Source organism: Macrococcus psychrotolerans (assembly GCF_038095555.1).
Taxonomy (GTDB): Bacteria; Bacillota; Bacilli; order Staphylococcales; family Staphylococcaceae; genus Macrococcoides; species Macrococcoides psychrotolerans.
On sequence record NZ_CP124591.1, the window covers coordinates 1,079,249 to 1,094,881 of the forward strand.

Genomic DNA, 15,633 nt, shown 5'->3' on the forward strand with positions numbered 1-15,633 from the left:
TTATGAACGTACACTTTAAAGGAACAGGTGTTGCAGTAACTACTCCATTTAATGGACAAACGATAGATTACAGATTATTCGAAGAACATTTAAATTTTCTTATCAATAATAATGTTGAAGCATTAATAATTAATGGGACAACGGGTGAAGGTTCTACATTAACAGAAGATGAAAAACTTAAAACTATTGAAATAGCAGTACGCGTTGCACATGGTAGAGTTCCTGTAATTGCTGGTACCGGAACAAATAATACGCAGGCATCAATAGATCATTCATTAAAGGTCAAAACTTTAGGAGTTGATGGTATCATGCTGATTACGCCTTACTATAATAAAACAAGTCAGCGTGGCCTCATTGCCCATTTCACCACAATTGCAGATGCTGTAGAATTGCCAGTATTACTCTATAATGTACCCTCCAGAACCAATATGACGATAGAACCAGAAACTGTCGCAACCTTAGCGGCACACCCTTATATATACGGTATAAAAGACGCAACAGGTGATATGAACTATATGAAAGCATTAAAATCTGCGGTCTCTGATGACTTCGCATTGTATAGTGGTAATGATGATAGTGTCCTGCCATTTTATGAAGCGGGTGGCGACGGCGTAATTTCAGTTATTGCAAATGTGATACCAGCAGAGTTCAGTGATGTTTACCGAATATATCAGGTTGATCGCAATCAAGCTGAGCATCAGTTCAATAATGTGCTGCCCCTCATAGATGCATTATCTGTAGACGTCAATCCTATACCGATCAAAGCACTGGTCACTTATATCGGTTATGCGAATGGTGAATTACGATTGCCTTTAGTTCCGATGTTAGAACAAGATACAAAACAGCTGATTGAAGTATATAATCGTATTGCTAAAGGAAGTGATCTTTCATGAAGATTATTTTAAATGGTTACGGAGCTATGAATCAACGTGTGGCACATCTATCTGAGAATAGAGGACATGAAATAGCAGGTATAATATTAAGCAAAAAAAGGTCAGTACCCTACCCTGTCTATACATCAGACAAATTAGAAACACTTCCAGAAGCTGATGTTATCATAGACTTTTCTAATCCAGCCTTATCTATTCCATTATTAAAAAGTGATGTCGATACTCCTATCGTTATGGCTACAACAGGAGAGAAAGAATCAATTATCGAGCTGCTAAAATTAAAAAGTGTGCACTCTCCTGTATTTTTCAGTGCAAATATGAGTTACGGTGTCCATGTACTCACGGAACTCGTTAAATATGCAGTACCGTTGTTAACGAATATGGATATCGAACTGATTGAACGTCATCATAATAAAAAGGTTGATGCGCCAAGCGGGACACTCGTTAAACTTTTAGATGCAATTACTTCAGAACGTTCATTAAACCCCGTTTATGATCGCACAGACGTTCATACCCCACGTAATAAGGATGATATTGGTATCAGTGTTGTACGTGGGGGTACAATTGTCGGCGAACACGAAATATTATTTGCAGGACATGACGAAACAATTCAGATTACCCATCAGGCATTAAGTAAAGATATATTCGCCAATGGAAGTATCGATGTTGCAGAGAAATTAATTCAGAAAGAAAAAGGCTATTACACATTTGAAAATTTATAATAAAGGAGCATAATAATGCAGGAATTTACAGCACAGGAAATTATACAATACATTAGTAACTCAGAAAAAAAGACACCAATTAAAGTTTATCTAAATGGAAACTTTTCAGATGTAACTTTTCCGGAGACTATGAAAGTATTTGGATGCGAGACATCAAAAACAATTTTCACTGAACTGTCAGAGTGGGAAAAGTTCTACGAAAATAATAAAACACTTGTGATTGATGTTGAAATTGAATATGACAGAAGAAACTCAGCAATTCCATTGATTGATCAGACAAAAGTTAACGCTAGAATTGAACCAGGAGCTTTCATTCGTGAACATGCAGTCATTCATGATAATGCAGTTATCATGATGGGTGCAACGATTAATATCGGTGCTGTCGTGGGAGAAGGAACAATGATTGATATGAATGCCACGCTTGGTGGTCGTGCAACAACTGGTAAGAATGTTCATGTTGGTGCAGGTGCAGTACTTGCTGGCGTAATTGAACCTCCAAGTGCACAACCAGTGATCATAGAAGACGATGTACTTATCGGAGCAAATGCCGTTGTACTAGAAGGTGTACGTATCGGCAAAGGTGCAGTTGTAGCAGCTGGAGCGATTGTTACTGAAGATGTCCCTGCTGGTAGTGTAGTAGCTGGGACACCTGCTAGAGTAATTAAGCAAGCTCATGAAGTAGAAGGCAGTAAGATTGAGATTGTACAGGCATTAAGACAGTTAAAGAAATAGCAGAAGGCTAATTGTGCTTGTCACAATTAGCTTTAAATTTTATGAGGTGAAACAATGGAATTAGATTATATTACACATATTAGACGCACATTGCATATGTATCCAGAATTAGGATTTGAAGAATACAAAACAACAGAATTAATCAAATCAGAACTTAATAAAATGGGAATCGCTTATGATTCTCCCCTAGGTACTGGTTGTGTTGCTTATATTAAAGGTACAGGAACATCTTCAATTGCTTTTAGAGCAGATATTGATGCTCTGCCGATTCATGAAGAAAATGATGTGCCCTACCGTTCTCTACGTGATGGAGTAATGCATGCTTGTGGACACGATGGTCATACGACAATGCTACTCGCATTAATACGACGCATTAAACAAAGCCATGATATTACACCGTTAAATTCAACTGTTTACTTTATATTTCAGCCATCTGAAGAGTCAGGTGCTGGCGCTCATCATCTACTGAATGCATATCAATTTGAAATTCAGCCTTCATATATATTCGGATTACATATGCAGCCCGATAACGATGAAGGTACATTATTAAGCAGACCTGGTGCATTAACTGCCAGCGCAACTGAATATCGTTTCTTTATTAATGGCACATCGAGTCATGTTGCCAACAAAGAACAAGGACATTCGACTGCTGAAGCCTTGACGATGATACTCAATCAACTCTCTCAAATCCAGCATTATCATCTTCCAGGCTTAAAGTCGAATATCATCCATATCGGTAAATTGCATGCAGGTGAAGCAATCAATACAGTGCCTAGCAATGGTTACTTAGAAGGTACAATCAGAACATACGATATGGACAATCTAGCAGTTATTAAACAACAGATGGATCATATTGCAACCTCTGCTCAGTTAATTACCGGTTGTACAATAGAGGTTAAATTTGCGGAAGGGTATCCTCCAACGATAAATAACGAGTTAGCATATGCATTCATGAGCGAAGCTTTGATTGATAGTAAAATCAATAGAATAGAAAAAGAAGAACCTTATTTATTTGGAGAGGATTTCTCTTTCTACGGAAAAATCATACCCAGCACCTTCGCATTTTTAGGGTGCAGAAACGAAGATAAACATTTTGTTACAGGGCTTCATACGTCGACGTTCAACTTTGATGAATCAGCACTGATATATGGGATTGACGTTCTGGAAGCAATTTTTAACAGATTTGAGGGATCAAAATGACTGCGCGATGGACTGTAGATCGTACTAAGTTTGTGGAAAATGTGAAATCCGTGAAGAGCAATACTCCTGTAATGGCCGTCGTAAAGAACAATGCCTATCATTATGGACTGGAATTTGCAATAGATGCATTTCTACAAGCTGGTATTACAACTTTTAGTACAACGAATTTAAATGAAGCAATTCTCATAAGAAAAATAGCACCCGAAGCTACTATATTTTTGATGAATCCTGTTACTCAATTCAACGACTTAAGACAATATGATATTCAAATGACGTTACCTTCTCTAGCATTCTATCATAAGTATCAGACTGAATTAGATGGGATATCAGTACATCTCGAATATGAAAATCTTCTCCATCGCTCTGGATTTAAAACATTTGAAGAAATGAAAGCTGTAATTGATGACAATAATCAGTTACCTGTTCACTTACAGATGAATATTAACGGGATATGGACACATTTCGGTTATGCCGATGAATTTGATGTTACGGAATACGAAAATGAAAAAGAAGCCTGGTTAAAAGGATTGAAATGGATTTCTGAGTATCATGCTTTTGAAATGATCCATAGTCAAAATAGCGCTAGCTTTATGAGAGATAGCCTATTTGATGATCATACACATGTCAGAATTGGCATTATTCTTTATGGAAGCAGACCCTATGCATCATTAGACGAATCTGTTACCCACCAATCATTGACTGTTAGTGCAAATGTAATTCAAGTAAGAAATATATCAAAGGGAGAATCTGCAGGATACAGCTTCGCCTTTACAGCAGAGAAAGAAACGAAGCTTGCTGTAGTAGATATCGGTTATGGTGATGGCATATTGAGGACGAGAAGTAAGCATGACTGCATCATCAAGGGTAAACGTCATCCTATCCGCGCTTTGATGATGAGTCATATGTTTGTAGAAGTAGATGATACAGTGCAAGCTGGAGATGAAGTAATATTATATAGTAACGAGATTAGAATCGATGCGTTCACTTTTAAAGGTGTCGGAGCAAATTCTGAACAGCTCAGTGCACTGAACCATCATTCATTAAAAAAGGAGTATATCAATGACATTAACGTATATCAATAATCAACTTACAATCAACGGACATAATATTCGACAAATTACTGAAGAATATGGTACCCCACTATTTATCTACGATGAGGATGAAATACGTAATCAATGCAGAAGATTTCATAGTGCATTAAAAGCATCTGGATTAAACTACACAATCTCTTATGCTTCTAAGGCATTTACATCTGTTCAGTTATTTAATTTAATGAATGAAGAGCATATGGGACTTGATGTCGTTAGTGAAGGAGAACTATTTACAGCACTACATTCTAAAATTTCACCTTCACAGATCCATTTTCATGGAAACAATAAAACAGATCGAGAAATTAAATACGCGATTGAGTCAGGGGTTGAATATTTTGTTATCGATAGCCTTGATGAAATCGAACGCATCAATGATATTGCGCGTTCATTAGAACAAACTGTAAAAGCAGTACTACGCATTAATCCTGGCGTTGAAGCTCATACGCATGAATTTATTCAGACTGGCCAGGAAGATAGTAAATTTGGTTTAAGTATCAGACATGGACTAGCAATAGAAGGCGTAAGACAAATTGAAGCCGCACCTCATATCGAATTCAAAGGCGTTCATTTCCACATTGGATCACAAATATTTGAGTCTACGGGCACAATCAAGACGATTGAACTTGTCATAAACTGGCTGACACAACACAAAATTGAAATTGATATATTAAATATTGGTGGTGGTTTCAGCATCAAATATACTTCAGAAGATATCAGCTACCCTATCGAAGAAGGTATTAAGAGGATAACTGAAACACTAATAAATGAATGTAAGAAACATTCCTATCCTGTACCAGAAATATCATTAGAACCGGGGCGCTCAATCGTTGGTGAAGCTGGTATTACAGTCTATGAGGTTGGTACTGTCAAAGAGATTCCTGATACAAACTGTTATGTATCAATAGATGGTGGGATGAGCGATCACATACGGACAGCATTATATAATGCGAAATACGAACTACTACTTGTAGATCGTAATGAAATACACGATAAAGAAGTAACCGTCGCTGGTAAATTATGCGAATCTGGCGACATTATTATGCGCAATATAATGCTCCCCTCATCAATTAAACGTGGTGATTTGCTAGTGGTTAAAGCGACAGGTGCATATCATTATAGTATGAGTTCTAATTATAACCAGATGTTAAAGCCAGCAGTAATATTTGTCACGAAAGATAACGTACGACAAGTAATAAAAAGACAATCTTTAGAACATCTGACTGCAAACGAAGTTCTTTAATCCCCTATTTATTTTTGGGGATTTTTAAATATAAATAAAAGTTTACATAACATTATTATAATATTTTATAGTTAAAAAATATTAACCCCCAACTAATGTTGGGGGTTAATATTAACGTTCATATATAATTTATTGCATTAAAATTATAATTTGACAACGTTAGCAGCTTGTGGTCCACGGTCGCCTTCAACAACTTCGAATTCCACTGCTTGTCCTTCTTCTAATGATTTGTACCCTTCTTGATTGATCGCTGAGAAATGTACGAATACATCATTTTCTCCTTCGATCTCGATGAATCCAAATCCTTTTTCTGCGTTAAACCATTTTACTGTACCTTGTTTCATAATAAGAAACCTCCACACTATATAATTCAATATGTGATTATTCACATATTACAAAATAAACATGTGCAGTGTATTTCTTATACATCTTCTTACATTTACTTTGTAATATGGAATAATCCTATTGGTTATATAATATTATAAGATACACAACTTAGATATGCAATACAATAAACTGTATATTTTAACTTTTTACAATCTTTAATCTATTGTAACATTAAAGCTTCATCGTGACGACCTGCTTATCTTTAAAGACGATCAGACTGTGAAAGATTTGAATATCATCATCACAGTCTTCACAGTAAATCAGTTCACAGTTATTATAGAATGCATGAATATTATGCTTTCCGATAAGCTCGTTTTTAAATTTTTTTCTTAGCTTATTGAGTTGCTCACTATAATATGTCTCTGTGTCTTTTAACGTACTAAATCTATTAAGTTCTGTCACACAATCCCATAAATCTTCAAAAAGCCACCATCCTTCATATTCTGCTCGAATAGTAACGACCTCATACATGGCATTCACCTCTCCATCACATTATGAATGTCATCATAAAAAAGTTCAAGTAAATGCTATTACCAATGCGATTTATTAGGAGTTTTTTGCATTCTTACTTATAATAATAAATAAGAGGTGACATTAATGAAAACATTGCATATTAAAGTTTTCGGTAAAGTCCAGGGCGTTGGATTTCGATATTTTACCGAAAGACTAGCGCTACAATATCACATTACTGGCACTGTTCAAAATGTAGATGAGCATGTAGAAATCTATGCGACTGGCGATGAAAATTTGTCACAATTTGAACAGGCTGTAATACGCGGTGCATCTCCTATGTCTAAGGTGGAGTCATATACATCAGAAGAAATATCGCCTCAGCAATTCAATAGATTTACAACGCTTAAATAAATGACAAGGATTGATTATATGAAATATAATACCTCCTATATATTAGGTGCAATTTTAGCTATACCCGTTGCGATTATAACTGGTATAATCTCCATGAACATATTTCAATTTGAAATGTGGCTTGATACTTTAATAATGTTTGGATCTTATATCATGACGTTTTTACCTGTACAGCAAAAAGCAGCACATACTTATCTTAAAGAAATTGGCCTATCAAAAAATGATTATAAATACGTTAGGAAACAGTTAAAAATTGCAGAACCAAAAATCAAACACCTATTAGTTCAATACAAGAAAGTCCGCTCATTAAGTGAACTTAAAAATGTTAATGAGATAAATAAACTGGCACGCGTGATTTTTAAGAATGTTCAGAAGTCTCCATCAAAGTTTTTTAATGTGGATAGCTTTTTCTTCTCACATCTCGACAATACGGTCAATTTATTAAATGAATATCTTTATTTGTCAAGAATGCCTCATAAAACAAAAGAGGATCAGCAACTGTTAAATCATGCAAGACTGACGTTAGATGAACTAAAGCGTACATTACAAGCCGATTTACGTGCACTCAACAAAGAGAGTTATGAAACAATGAGAGTTGAAATTAATCTGGCAGATAACTATACAACTAAACAATTATTTGATGACAAACAATCACAGATTGAGCATAAAGAGAAAGCCCCACTTCAATTTAAAAATGCAGTTCACTATGAAGAAGAGAGGAAATAACCATGAGCAATAAAAATTTAACAGACGAACTCGTAAGCAACCCTTTCGAAATTCAGAAAGAAATAATTCCTGAACAACAAAATAATATTACAACGACTTTTGATAACAGTGAGATGTCTATTGAAAAACGTGAACAAATCAATCAGATAAAAAATCAGATTGTACCATTAGATAATGAAAAGCTCTTACTTTATGGCGCAGGTGCACAGCAAAAATTATCTCAGTTCTCACACCAAATATTAGATGAGGTTCAAGGAAAAGATATTGGTTCTATCGGCAATAATCTAGATCAGCTTATGAAGAAGCTTAAAGAAGTTGATCCAGATGAAATACAGAATATCGATAAGAGTAAGGTGAAACGATTATTTAAACGTGTATCAAAATCTGTAAATGAACTTATTTCAAGATATCAATCTGTCGCAAGTCAGATTGATAGAATTTCAGTGGAACTTGATAATTCAAAGAATGTATTAATGCGTGATATCAATATGCTAGATCAGCTATACGATCAGAATAAGGAATATTTTGAAGCGATTGACATGTTCATTATCGCAGCAGAAGAAAAGAGAGATGAAATTAATAATCAACTTCTACCTGAACTTGAGCAAAAAGCGCTGCACACAAATGATCAGATGATTGTTCAGGAAGTTAATGATATGCGACATTATGTCAACAGACTCGATAAAAGAATCTATGACCTTAAACTATCCAGACAAATTACACTGCAGTCTGCGCCTCAAATTCGTATGATACAAGATGTTAACCAAACTTTAGCCGAAAAGATTCAAAGTTCAATTCTCACAAGTATTCCGTTATGGAAGAATCAGATGGCTATTGCAATGAGTCTGCTTCATCAGCAAAAGGCTTCTAAAGCGCAGCAGCAAGTTACAAATACAACGAATGAACTCCTACTCAAAAATTCAGAGATGTTAAAGATGAATACAATTCGTACTGCTGAAGAAAACGAACGTGGCATCGTTGAATTAGAAACTTTAAAGATAACACAGCAAAATATAGTAGATACTATACGTGAAACGATGCATATACAGGCGGAAGGAAAGGAAAAACGACGCAATGCAGAAATAGAGCTCAGCAAGATGGAACAGGATTTAAAAACACAGCTTCTACAACTTCAACAAGAACAAAACCAGAGATATTAATCTCTGGTTTTGTTATGAATATACAATTTTTTCTTTATCCTTACCAATTAAAAGACCAATCACATAACCTACAATTGCAAATAATAACCATTCCATCGATTCCCCTTTAAGCGGTAAGTGATCCATAAATGGTGCAATCTGAAACTGGATTTGTAGTACGGATAAGATTGCAATAATTGTCACGATAAAGATTGGAATCTGCATTGCAAGCTGCGGTGTCGGAATAAACTTAGCTAAGAGCATTGTTAGTAAAAGTGTCATCGCAATTGGATATAGTACCAATAAGACAGGAACACTCATCGCGATTACTGAACTCAAACCTTGATTTGCTAAAACTAAGCTAAACAAGGTAAACACAACTGCATACATTTTATAAGATATTTTTGGAAATATTTCATGAAAATATTCTGATACAGCTACAACTAAACCAGTAGCTGTCGTTAAACATGCAAGTGAAACGATAGCACCAATCAATAGTTTCCCGAAAGTGCCATATGTTGCGTTAGCTACATGTGTTAATAAATAAGTTCCTAAATCTAGCTCGTTATTCGAAATATTTGATAGTTCATCTTGTGTTAAATGATAACGACTGCCTATCCGTACCCAATGAAACATAGATAAATCCTAATGCAATCGCAGCTATAATTCCTGAAAAAGCAGTCTGTTTAAATAAACCTGTCTCCTTCGTGATACCTTTCCCTTTAATCGCAGAAATAACGATTACACTGAACGCAATTGCAGCGATAGCATCCATGGTATTATACCCATTTGTAAATCCAGTGAAGAAACTACGCGTATTACCAGTATAGATATTACTATCAGCTGTTACTGGAGATTCATCAGATAATAGCATAAACCCTTTAATAACTAATGCAATAATTGAAACGAGCAGTAATGGTGTTAATATGGAGCCAATTCTATCCACCATCTTGGACGGATTGATTGATAACCATAAAGTAATTCCAAAGAAAATTAAAGTGAAAATAAATAAAGACATTGCGGATGGTTTATCTAAGAATGGCACAACTGCCATCTCGTAAGAAGTAGCACCTGTACGAGGAATCGCAAAAAGCGGTCCAATCGTCAAGTAAATTGCAACTAAAAAGATGACACCGAACGTAGGATTAATCTTCTTTAATGCACCTTTATACCCATCCTCATCTAATGACCCTACAATGATGCCTAATAAAGGTAATCCCACGCCAGTTATCACAAAACCAAAGATTGCTGGCCAGAAGAACTGTCCGCTAGAAAAACCTAAATTCGGAGGGAAAATTAAGTTTCCTGCACCAAAAAATATTGCAAATAGCATAAAACCCACGATCCAAGTGTTCTTATTCATATAAAACCTCCTATTGATTAATAAAAATTATAATAACACTTTAAACCGTTGAAAACAAGCAAGTTTTTATATTTTCTGAATATTTTAAAATTGTTTCATGCTTTGCAGCAATAACGTTTTTAGTAAAGGCTGAATAATGCTTGGTAGCTTTTCCACTCCTTCCACAAAAATACAGTAGTCATTATAGATATTACGCACAGTTGCACGTGTATTATCATCTATAACTGACTGACTCAAAAAGATATTGATGACGTATACATTTTCTTTTCTGAGAGCAACGACGGCATCATGTGTATCAATAATTCCATTCGATTCATAATCAAATGCAGATGGCTCACCATCTGAAAATACAATTAAAAACTTCTGTTTTTCATTTCTTTGCTTCAGCATTTGTCCAGCAACTCTAATTGCAAGCCCATCACGATTATCTTCTCCATTTTGAAAACTCACAATATTTGCTGAGTAATTATCATTTAATGCATGTTCATAAGGAATAATATGTTCAAAATAATTTGGTTGATTATATTGATCCGCTTCAAATCCATCTTCATTGAACGCGATAATTTCATGATTTATCATAAGCTGCATGAGTGTCTCATGAAATAACACAATCCCTTTCATCGTTTCTACCATTTTATCTTCCATACTGTAAGAGGCATCAACAAGCAGCATAAATGTAGCATCAAGTTTGTAAGACGCCTGATCCTCTTTATAGAATACACGTTTTTTATCATCCAGGAACCAGGTAGTGAGTTTGCGACTTAGCTTCCCTTTGCTTAAATTCATACGGGCAGATGTCTGTTCGTGTTCAATACTTTTATTAATCACATTTACTAAAGATTTTATTTCTTTATTCACTTCATCTTTGTACAAATTGTATGTTGCTCTGCTGGACTCATTCTGTTCACTGTTTTTCCATATAATTTCAGTGTATTTATTCTCTTCTCCGACAAATTCACTGATATCATTACCGTGAGCATCTACTTGAGGAGGCGATGCTTTCCCTTTAGCCATCAACATCTCTGTGATGTCATCACCTGCATCCCCTTGCCTGTCATTCTCTTTAATATTGTTACTATTTGATCCTTCTGTTACTTCTGTTTCCAGATAAGCACCGTTCTCTGTCTTTATATCTTTTTGTTTCGTCTGAACATGCTCTGATGCTTCCATATCATCAACATCCTGGTGCGCTTTATCCATATTGGCCTTCTTATAGGCATGTGCATTCATAAAGGCATTTTTAGGGATATGATAATATTCATTGAGCATATCCTGATGGATGACTTGCTCTAGTATATAATAAACTCTATTTGCAAGATTCATACTGTCATATGTATTATTCAATGTAAATGCATCCTGCAATGCGAGTTGCATAGCAAGTTCAGTTTCCGGCTTATAGTATGACGTAAATGACAATGCATTTTCCATAAGTAATGCATGCTCAACTTGTAGAAATAATTCATCCGTAGGCATGGCCTTTGTTCTATAAAAATCAATCTGACCTTCATTGTCTTTTATTTTTTCTTTTACACGTACAGTAAAGAATTTATTTGTAAATGGACGGCTTTTTCTGATAAGGTGCATCAATCGGTATTCTTCAATCATCATAAATAACTGCTGAAATAATGATGGGTATCTTACATCTTCTTCTATAATCTCTTTTACAGCATCAAGTGCTATATATTGAAATCCATAGGCATATAATATACAGTCACTCTTTAATAATTTTATAACTTCCTCTTCTTTGCGATGTTTCCACTTAAATGATACGTTAATCGTATTTTCAACCAGATCATAATAGGCAAATTTCTGAAAATCAACTTTCACTTCATTATCTTCGAGCAACAATTGTGCAAGGTCTGTTAATGTCATAATTAATGAAGGATCAACAACTTCATCATTAAAAAGTATAAACTTTTCACTCATTAGAAATTCAGTTCCAGTGCATTTTGAATCGCATTCTGTTCACGCTCATCATCTAATTTGTCAATGATAGCTCGTTTTGCTGCACGCCCGACTGGCATCACTGTCGTTAGATCACAAAAATCTAGTAACGCACGTATTGAGCTCGCTTCTTCACTAATTTGACCTTGACTCGCCATTGTAATTAAATCATGGTTAAACTTTATGATCTGATCGATTAACTGCTCATCTTCAAGTAATGTCTGTTCTTTAATTACAGCTTTTAATATGTCACCAGAAATATAATCCATATCTATCACAACAAATCGGTTTTTCAATGCTTCGTTCATCGGTAATGTCCCTACATATCCGACATTAATCGCAGCGATCACCTTAAAGTTTTCATGGGCTGTAATTACTTCTCCTGTAAAAGGATTTGTAATCGTCTTACGATAATCAAGAACACCATTTAAAATTGGTAGAGTTTCAGGTTTTGCCATATTAATTTCGTCGATATAAAGAATATTACCTTCTCGCATCGCTTCAAGTACAGGCCCGTCAACAAAGACAATTTGACTTTCTCCGTCTATATTTTCAATAGTCTTATATCCTAATAAGCTTTCTGCATCCAGATCAACAGAACAGTTGATGCTATTCATCTTTAACTTTAATTCATCCTTTAAAGTTTCAGCTAATTTTGTTTTACCTGATCCTGTCGGCCCTTTTAGCAGTACATTTTTCTTCAGCTTCAACATGATCAATGCATCTTCTTTTATACTCGCATCACTATTTTGGTATTTAATCATTATATTCATCCTTTCAAATTATCCCATAAAAAAATAGAGGATTTGCATCCTCTATTATACTATATTGTATCCTTTTATTAAACGGGTCTGTACTATACCTCAATATTGAAGAACAAATAAATTAATCAGCTGTATCATCTCTGTTATCAATCTGTACTACTGTACTTCTTTAAAGTAATCTTTATAGTAGCCGCCTACTTTACCACTATTATCTCTGATATGATAATACTCTTCCGTTTCATTGACAACATCATAAACTTTTCCGACAGTCAGCATATCACTTACTTTATATTTTTTTGCATCTACATTAATAACTTCAACGTGCTTAATCGCTTCTTTGTTTTGCCATTCTTCATGTAACATAATCATTCTCCTTTTATAATAATTTCTTGATATTTACTGCTTACAAATTAAAATCGGGTTTTGTACTTAATTCGAATACAATTCCACATGGATCCTTAAAGAAGATTGTCTTATAAAATTTGCGATCACTAATCTCTGAATGCGGAATATTAACAGATTCTAATCGTTTCTTATAATCAAATAATACTTCTTCAGTTACTGATACTCCCACCTGCTCAATATTCGCTGCGCGTTTCTTTTCTGATGCAGCACCTTGGACGACATGGATTTCTCCACCACTACCTCCATCGCCTGAAGTAAACACCTGAACATCATTATCAAATGCTGCTAGCTGATAACTAGATGTGTGCTTTAAGTCTAATACTTGTGTCAGTATACTGGATGTTAATAACCGATTTGAAGCATTAATCAGAACTGGCCCTAAACCGAGAATTTGATGAATCGCATCTACATTACTGTCATCATCAGGCTCCCCTAAAGGAATCCCTTTATTATGTTCATCAGAAATAAGATATACGCATCTTCCGTCACAGTCGTAAAATGGTAATGCATGCTTGCCATTTAATTTAATGACGGTATCATATTTGATATTCATTTCATCAAAACGGAGTTTAAATACATAGAGGCTATAGTCCGTTGGTACTCTGAGTGAATAGGCATAAATTTCATCCGTTGTATATTTAACAAATAGAGGATTCGCAACTTCTATTACAGACAGTAATGTTCCTGCATTGCCCTTATTGTCACCGAAATACAAGTTTTTCATCGCCGTATTTTCTATATTCTCAGTTTCCTTGAGTAGTTTAAGTCCAAGTACCTTATTGTAGAAATTATAAAATCGCTGTATATCATGTGTAACAACCGTAACATGATGTAATCCATTCGTCTGCATATAAACCTCCAAAAAATAAGTCCACTATACATATTATACAATGTATAGTGGACGAACGTAAATCAATATTAGCTTTCAAGCAATAAATCTTCAGGGCTTTCGATCAGCTCTTTTATTGTCTTTAAGAATCCGACAGCTTCTTTACCGTCGATGATTCTATGATCATAGCTTAATGCGATATACATCATCGGACGATTTTCCATACGTTCTTTATCAATTGCAACAGGACGAGTAACAATTGAATGCATACCTAAAATAGCTGCTTGTGTTCCGTTAATGATTGGCGTTGACATCAATGAACCGAATACACCACCATTTGTGATTGTAAATGATCCGCCCATCATATCATCTAAGGATAGTTTCTTATCTCTCGCTTTGACGGCAAGGTCATAGATACTCCCTTCTATTTCAGCGAAGTTCTTCTTATCACAATCACGAACGACTGGTACTACTAATCCTTCTTCAGTAGAAACAGCGACACCAATATCATAGAATTGCTTTAAGATTAAGTCATCTCCATCAATCTCAGCATTTACAGCAGGATATTTCTTGAGTGCTGCTACAACCGCTTTCGTAAAGAATGACATAAATCCTAGACGCGTTCCATCATGATCTTCCTGGAACTTATCTTTTTTACGCTTACGAAGTTCCATAACATTCGTCATATCTACCTCGTTGAATGTTGTTAACATCGCAGTATTGTTAGATACTTCCAGTAATTTCTTTGCGATAGTCTGACGACGACGAGACATCTTTTCTCTTATTATGGGTTTCTCCGGGTTAGATGCCGTTTGTTTTGGTGCTTCTGATTTTTGTGCAGGCGCTGATTGTGTATTTTTAACATCATGCGAACGAATAAGTCCTCGTGGATCTTTACTATTTACATCACTTAAATCAATACCATTTTCACGTGCATAGCGTCGTGCAGATGGTGTAGCTACGATACGTTCTGATGATTTATCAGCAGCTTCCGTTTTCTCCTCAGATTTTACCTCTTCTTTAGATTCTGACTGCTCTTCAGGTGCTGATGTTTCTTGTTGAGATGCATCATTGGTAGCTTTTTGTGTTCCCCCAGCTTCAACAATTGCAATGACTGAACCTACTTCAACTGTATCACCTTCAGCAGCTTTAAGCTCTGTAACAACCCCCGCTTCTTCTGAGATAACTTCAACATTCACTTTATCTGTTTCAAGTTCTACGATATTTTCGCCTTTTTCAACACTGTCTCCAACTTGTTTGAACCAAGTCGATATTGTACCTTCTGTAATTGATTCTGCTAATTCTGGAACTCTGATTTCAGCCAATTTAATTTCCCC

16 protein-coding genes and 1 pseudogene are annotated in these 15,633 nt (G+C 35.3%); 9 read left to right on the plus strand and 8 right to left on the minus strand.

Going from position 1 to position 15,633, the window contains the following annotated elements; translation table 11 throughout:
- Positions 1 to 2: 2 nt before the first annotated feature.
- The 6 genes from dapA to lysA are packed head-to-tail and all read left to right on the plus strand — an operon-like array spanning position 3 to position 5,875.
- On the plus strand, positions 3 to 893 hold the full coding sequence (gene dapA, locus QA539_RS05430; RefSeq protein ID WP_419894924.1) for a 4-hydroxy-tetrahydrodipicolinate synthase: 891 nt from the start codon (positions 3 to 5) through the stop codon (positions 891 to 893).
- Positions 890 to 1,612: a 4-hydroxy-tetrahydrodipicolinate reductase gene (gene dapB / locus QA539_RS05435; protein WP_419894925.1), complete on the plus strand. Its 723-nt coding sequence runs from the start codon at positions 890 to 892 to the stop codon at positions 1,610 to 1,612. Before dapA ends, dapB begins: the two co-directional genes overlap by 4 nt.
- A gap of 12 nt (positions 1,613 to 1,624) precedes the next feature.
- A complete protein-coding gene (dapD, locus tag QA539_RS05440; RefSeq protein WP_219494829.1) occupies positions 1,625 to 2,344 on the plus strand; it encodes a 2,3,4,5-tetrahydropyridine-2,6-dicarboxylate N-acetyltransferase in 720 nt (239 codons plus the stop codon).
- A gap of 54 nt (positions 2,345 to 2,398) precedes the next feature.
- Positions 2,399 to 3,544 carry a M20 metallopeptidase family protein gene (locus QA539_RS05445; RefSeq protein ID WP_219491635.1) on the plus strand — a complete coding sequence of 382 codons (1,146 nt, stop codon included), beginning with the start codon at positions 2,399 to 2,401 and terminating at the stop codon, positions 3,542 to 3,544.
- On the plus strand, positions 3,541 to 4,626 hold the full coding sequence (gene alr / locus QA539_RS05450; RefSeq protein WP_219491637.1) for an alanine racemase: 1,086 nt from the start codon (positions 3,541 to 3,543) through the stop codon (positions 4,624 to 4,626). The genes QA539_RS05445 and alr overlap by 4 nt, the downstream gene beginning before the upstream one ends.
- Positions 4,604 to 5,875, plus strand: coding sequence for a diaminopimelate decarboxylase (gene lysA / locus QA539_RS05455; protein ID WP_413474601.1), 1,272 nt, complete (start codon positions 4,604 to 4,606; stop codon positions 5,873 to 5,875). Before alr ends, lysA begins: the two co-directional genes overlap by 23 nt.
- Before the next feature lie 143 nt (positions 5,876 to 6,018).
- Here the strand turns inward: lysA and cspA are convergent, their stop codons facing one another.
- Both cspA and QA539_RS05465 read right to left on the minus strand, forming a co-directional pair.
- Positions 6,019 to 6,219, minus strand: coding sequence for a cold shock protein CspA (gene cspA, locus QA539_RS05460; protein WP_016912585.1), 201 nt, complete (start codon positions 6,217 to 6,219; stop codon positions 6,019 to 6,021).
- 214 nt (positions 6,220 to 6,433) lie between these two features.
- The gene (locus QA539_RS05465; protein WP_219491643.1) at positions 6,434 to 6,733 is read right to left on the minus strand and encodes a DUF1033 family protein; all 300 of its coding nucleotides are present in this window, start codon (positions 6,731 to 6,733) and stop codon (positions 6,434 to 6,436) included.
- A 126-nt stretch (positions 6,734 to 6,859) separates the two neighbouring features.
- Here QA539_RS05465 and QA539_RS05470 point away from each other — a divergent pair, with 126 nt between their 5' ends.
- The 3 genes from QA539_RS05470 to QA539_RS05480 are packed head-to-tail and all read left to right on the plus strand — an operon-like array spanning position 6,860 to position 9,012.
- Complete coding sequence (locus QA539_RS05470) at positions 6,860 to 7,126, plus strand: acylphosphatase (RefSeq protein ID WP_219491645.1); 267 nt, start codon at positions 6,860 to 6,862, stop codon at positions 7,124 to 7,126.
- An 18-nt stretch (positions 7,127 to 7,144) separates the two neighbouring features.
- Positions 7,145 to 7,852 (plus strand): 5-bromo-4-chloroindolyl phosphate hydrolysis family protein, encoded by a 708-nt coding sequence (locus QA539_RS05475; protein WP_419894926.1) that lies wholly within the window; start codon positions 7,145 to 7,147, stop codon positions 7,850 to 7,852.
- A gap of 2 nt (positions 7,853 to 7,854) precedes the next feature.
- Complete coding sequence (locus QA539_RS05480; RefSeq protein WP_219491650.1) at positions 7,855 to 9,012, plus strand: toxic anion resistance protein; 1,158 nt, start codon at positions 7,855 to 7,857, stop codon at positions 9,010 to 9,012.
- A gap of 12 nt (positions 9,013 to 9,024) precedes the next feature.
- Here QA539_RS05480 and brnQ read toward each other — a convergent pair.
- The 6 genes and pseudogenes from brnQ to odhB all read right to left on the minus strand — a co-directional run bounded on the left by brnQ (position 9,025) and on the right by odhB (position 15,621).
- Positions 9,025 to 10,354: pseudogene (brnQ, locus tag QA539_RS05485) on the minus strand (branched-chain amino acid transport system II carrier protein).
- 84 nt (positions 10,355 to 10,438) lie between these two features.
- The gene (locus tag QA539_RS05490; protein WP_419894927.1) at positions 10,439 to 12,280 is read right to left on the minus strand and encodes a vWA domain-containing protein; all 1,842 of its coding nucleotides are present in this window, start codon (positions 12,278 to 12,280) and stop codon (positions 10,439 to 10,441) included.
- A complete protein-coding gene (locus tag QA539_RS05495; protein ID WP_419894928.1) occupies positions 12,280 to 13,062 on the minus strand; it encodes a MoxR family ATPase in 783 nt (260 codons plus the stop codon). Before QA539_RS05495 ends, QA539_RS05490 begins: the two co-directional genes overlap by 1 nt.
- Positions 13,063 to 13,218: 156 nt before the next feature.
- Positions 13,219 to 13,425, minus strand: coding sequence for a DUF6501 family protein (locus tag QA539_RS05500; RefSeq protein ID WP_219491658.1), 207 nt, complete (start codon positions 13,423 to 13,425; stop codon positions 13,219 to 13,221).
- 40 nt (positions 13,426 to 13,465) lie between these two features.
- Positions 13,466 to 14,317 (minus strand): VOC family protein, encoded by an 852-nt coding sequence (locus QA539_RS05505; RefSeq protein WP_419894929.1) that lies wholly within the window; start codon positions 14,315 to 14,317, stop codon positions 13,466 to 13,468.
- A gap of 68 nt (positions 14,318 to 14,385) precedes the next feature.
- Positions 14,386 to 15,621, minus strand: coding sequence for a 2-oxoglutarate dehydrogenase complex dihydrolipoyllysine-residue succinyltransferase (gene odhB, locus QA539_RS05510; protein WP_413474593.1), 1,236 nt, complete (start codon positions 15,619 to 15,621; stop codon positions 14,386 to 14,388).
- Positions 15,622 to 15,633 lie beyond the last annotated feature (12 nt).

Bases quoted from the DNA above. Each gene is read 5' to 3' on its own strand.
- dapA (WP_419894924.1), top strand. From the start codon at position 3: ATGAACGTACACTTTAAAGGAACAGGTGTTGCAGTAACTACTCCATTT.
- dapB (WP_419894925.1), top strand. From the start codon at position 890: ATGAAGATTATTTTAAATGGTTACGGAGCTATGAATCAACGTGTGGCA.
- QA539_RS05445 (WP_219491635.1), top strand. From the start codon at position 2,399: ATGGAATTAGATTATATTACACATATTAGACGCACATTGCATATGTAT.
- alr (WP_219491637.1), top strand. From the start codon at position 3,541: ATGACTGCGCGATGGACTGTAGATCGTACTAAGTTTGTGGAAAATGTG.
- lysA (WP_413474601.1), top strand. From the start codon at position 4,604: ATGACATTAACGTATATCAATAATCAACTTACAATCAACGGACATAAT.
- cspA (WP_016912585.1), bottom strand. From the start codon at position 6,219: ATGAAACAAGGTACAGTAAAATGGTTTAACGCAGAAAAAGGATTTGGA.
- QA539_RS05465 (WP_219491643.1), bottom strand. From the start codon at position 6,733: ATGTATGAGGTCGTTACTATTCGAGCAGAATATGAAGGATGGTGGCTT.
- QA539_RS05470 (WP_219491645.1), top strand. From the start codon at position 6,860: ATGAAAACATTGCATATTAAAGTTTTCGGTAAAGTCCAGGGCGTTGGA.
- QA539_RS05475 (WP_419894926.1), top strand. From the start codon at position 7,145: ATGAAATATAATACCTCCTATATATTAGGTGCAATTTTAGCTATACCC.
- QA539_RS05480 (WP_219491650.1), top strand. From the start codon at position 7,855: ATGAGCAATAAAAATTTAACAGACGAACTCGTAAGCAACCCTTTCGAA.
- QA539_RS05490 (WP_419894927.1), bottom strand. From the start codon at position 12,280: ATGAGTGAAAAGTTTATACTTTTTAATGATGAAGTTGTTGATCCTTCA.
- QA539_RS05495 (WP_419894928.1), bottom strand. From the start codon at position 13,062: ATGATTAAATACCAAAATAGTGATGCGAGTATAAAAGAAGATGCATTG.
- QA539_RS05500 (WP_219491658.1), bottom strand. From the start codon at position 13,425: ATGTTACATGAAGAATGGCAAAACAAAGAAGCGATTAAGCACGTTGAA.
- QA539_RS05505 (WP_419894929.1), bottom strand. From the start codon at position 14,317: ATGCAGACGAATGGATTACATCATGTTACGGTTGTTACACATGATATA.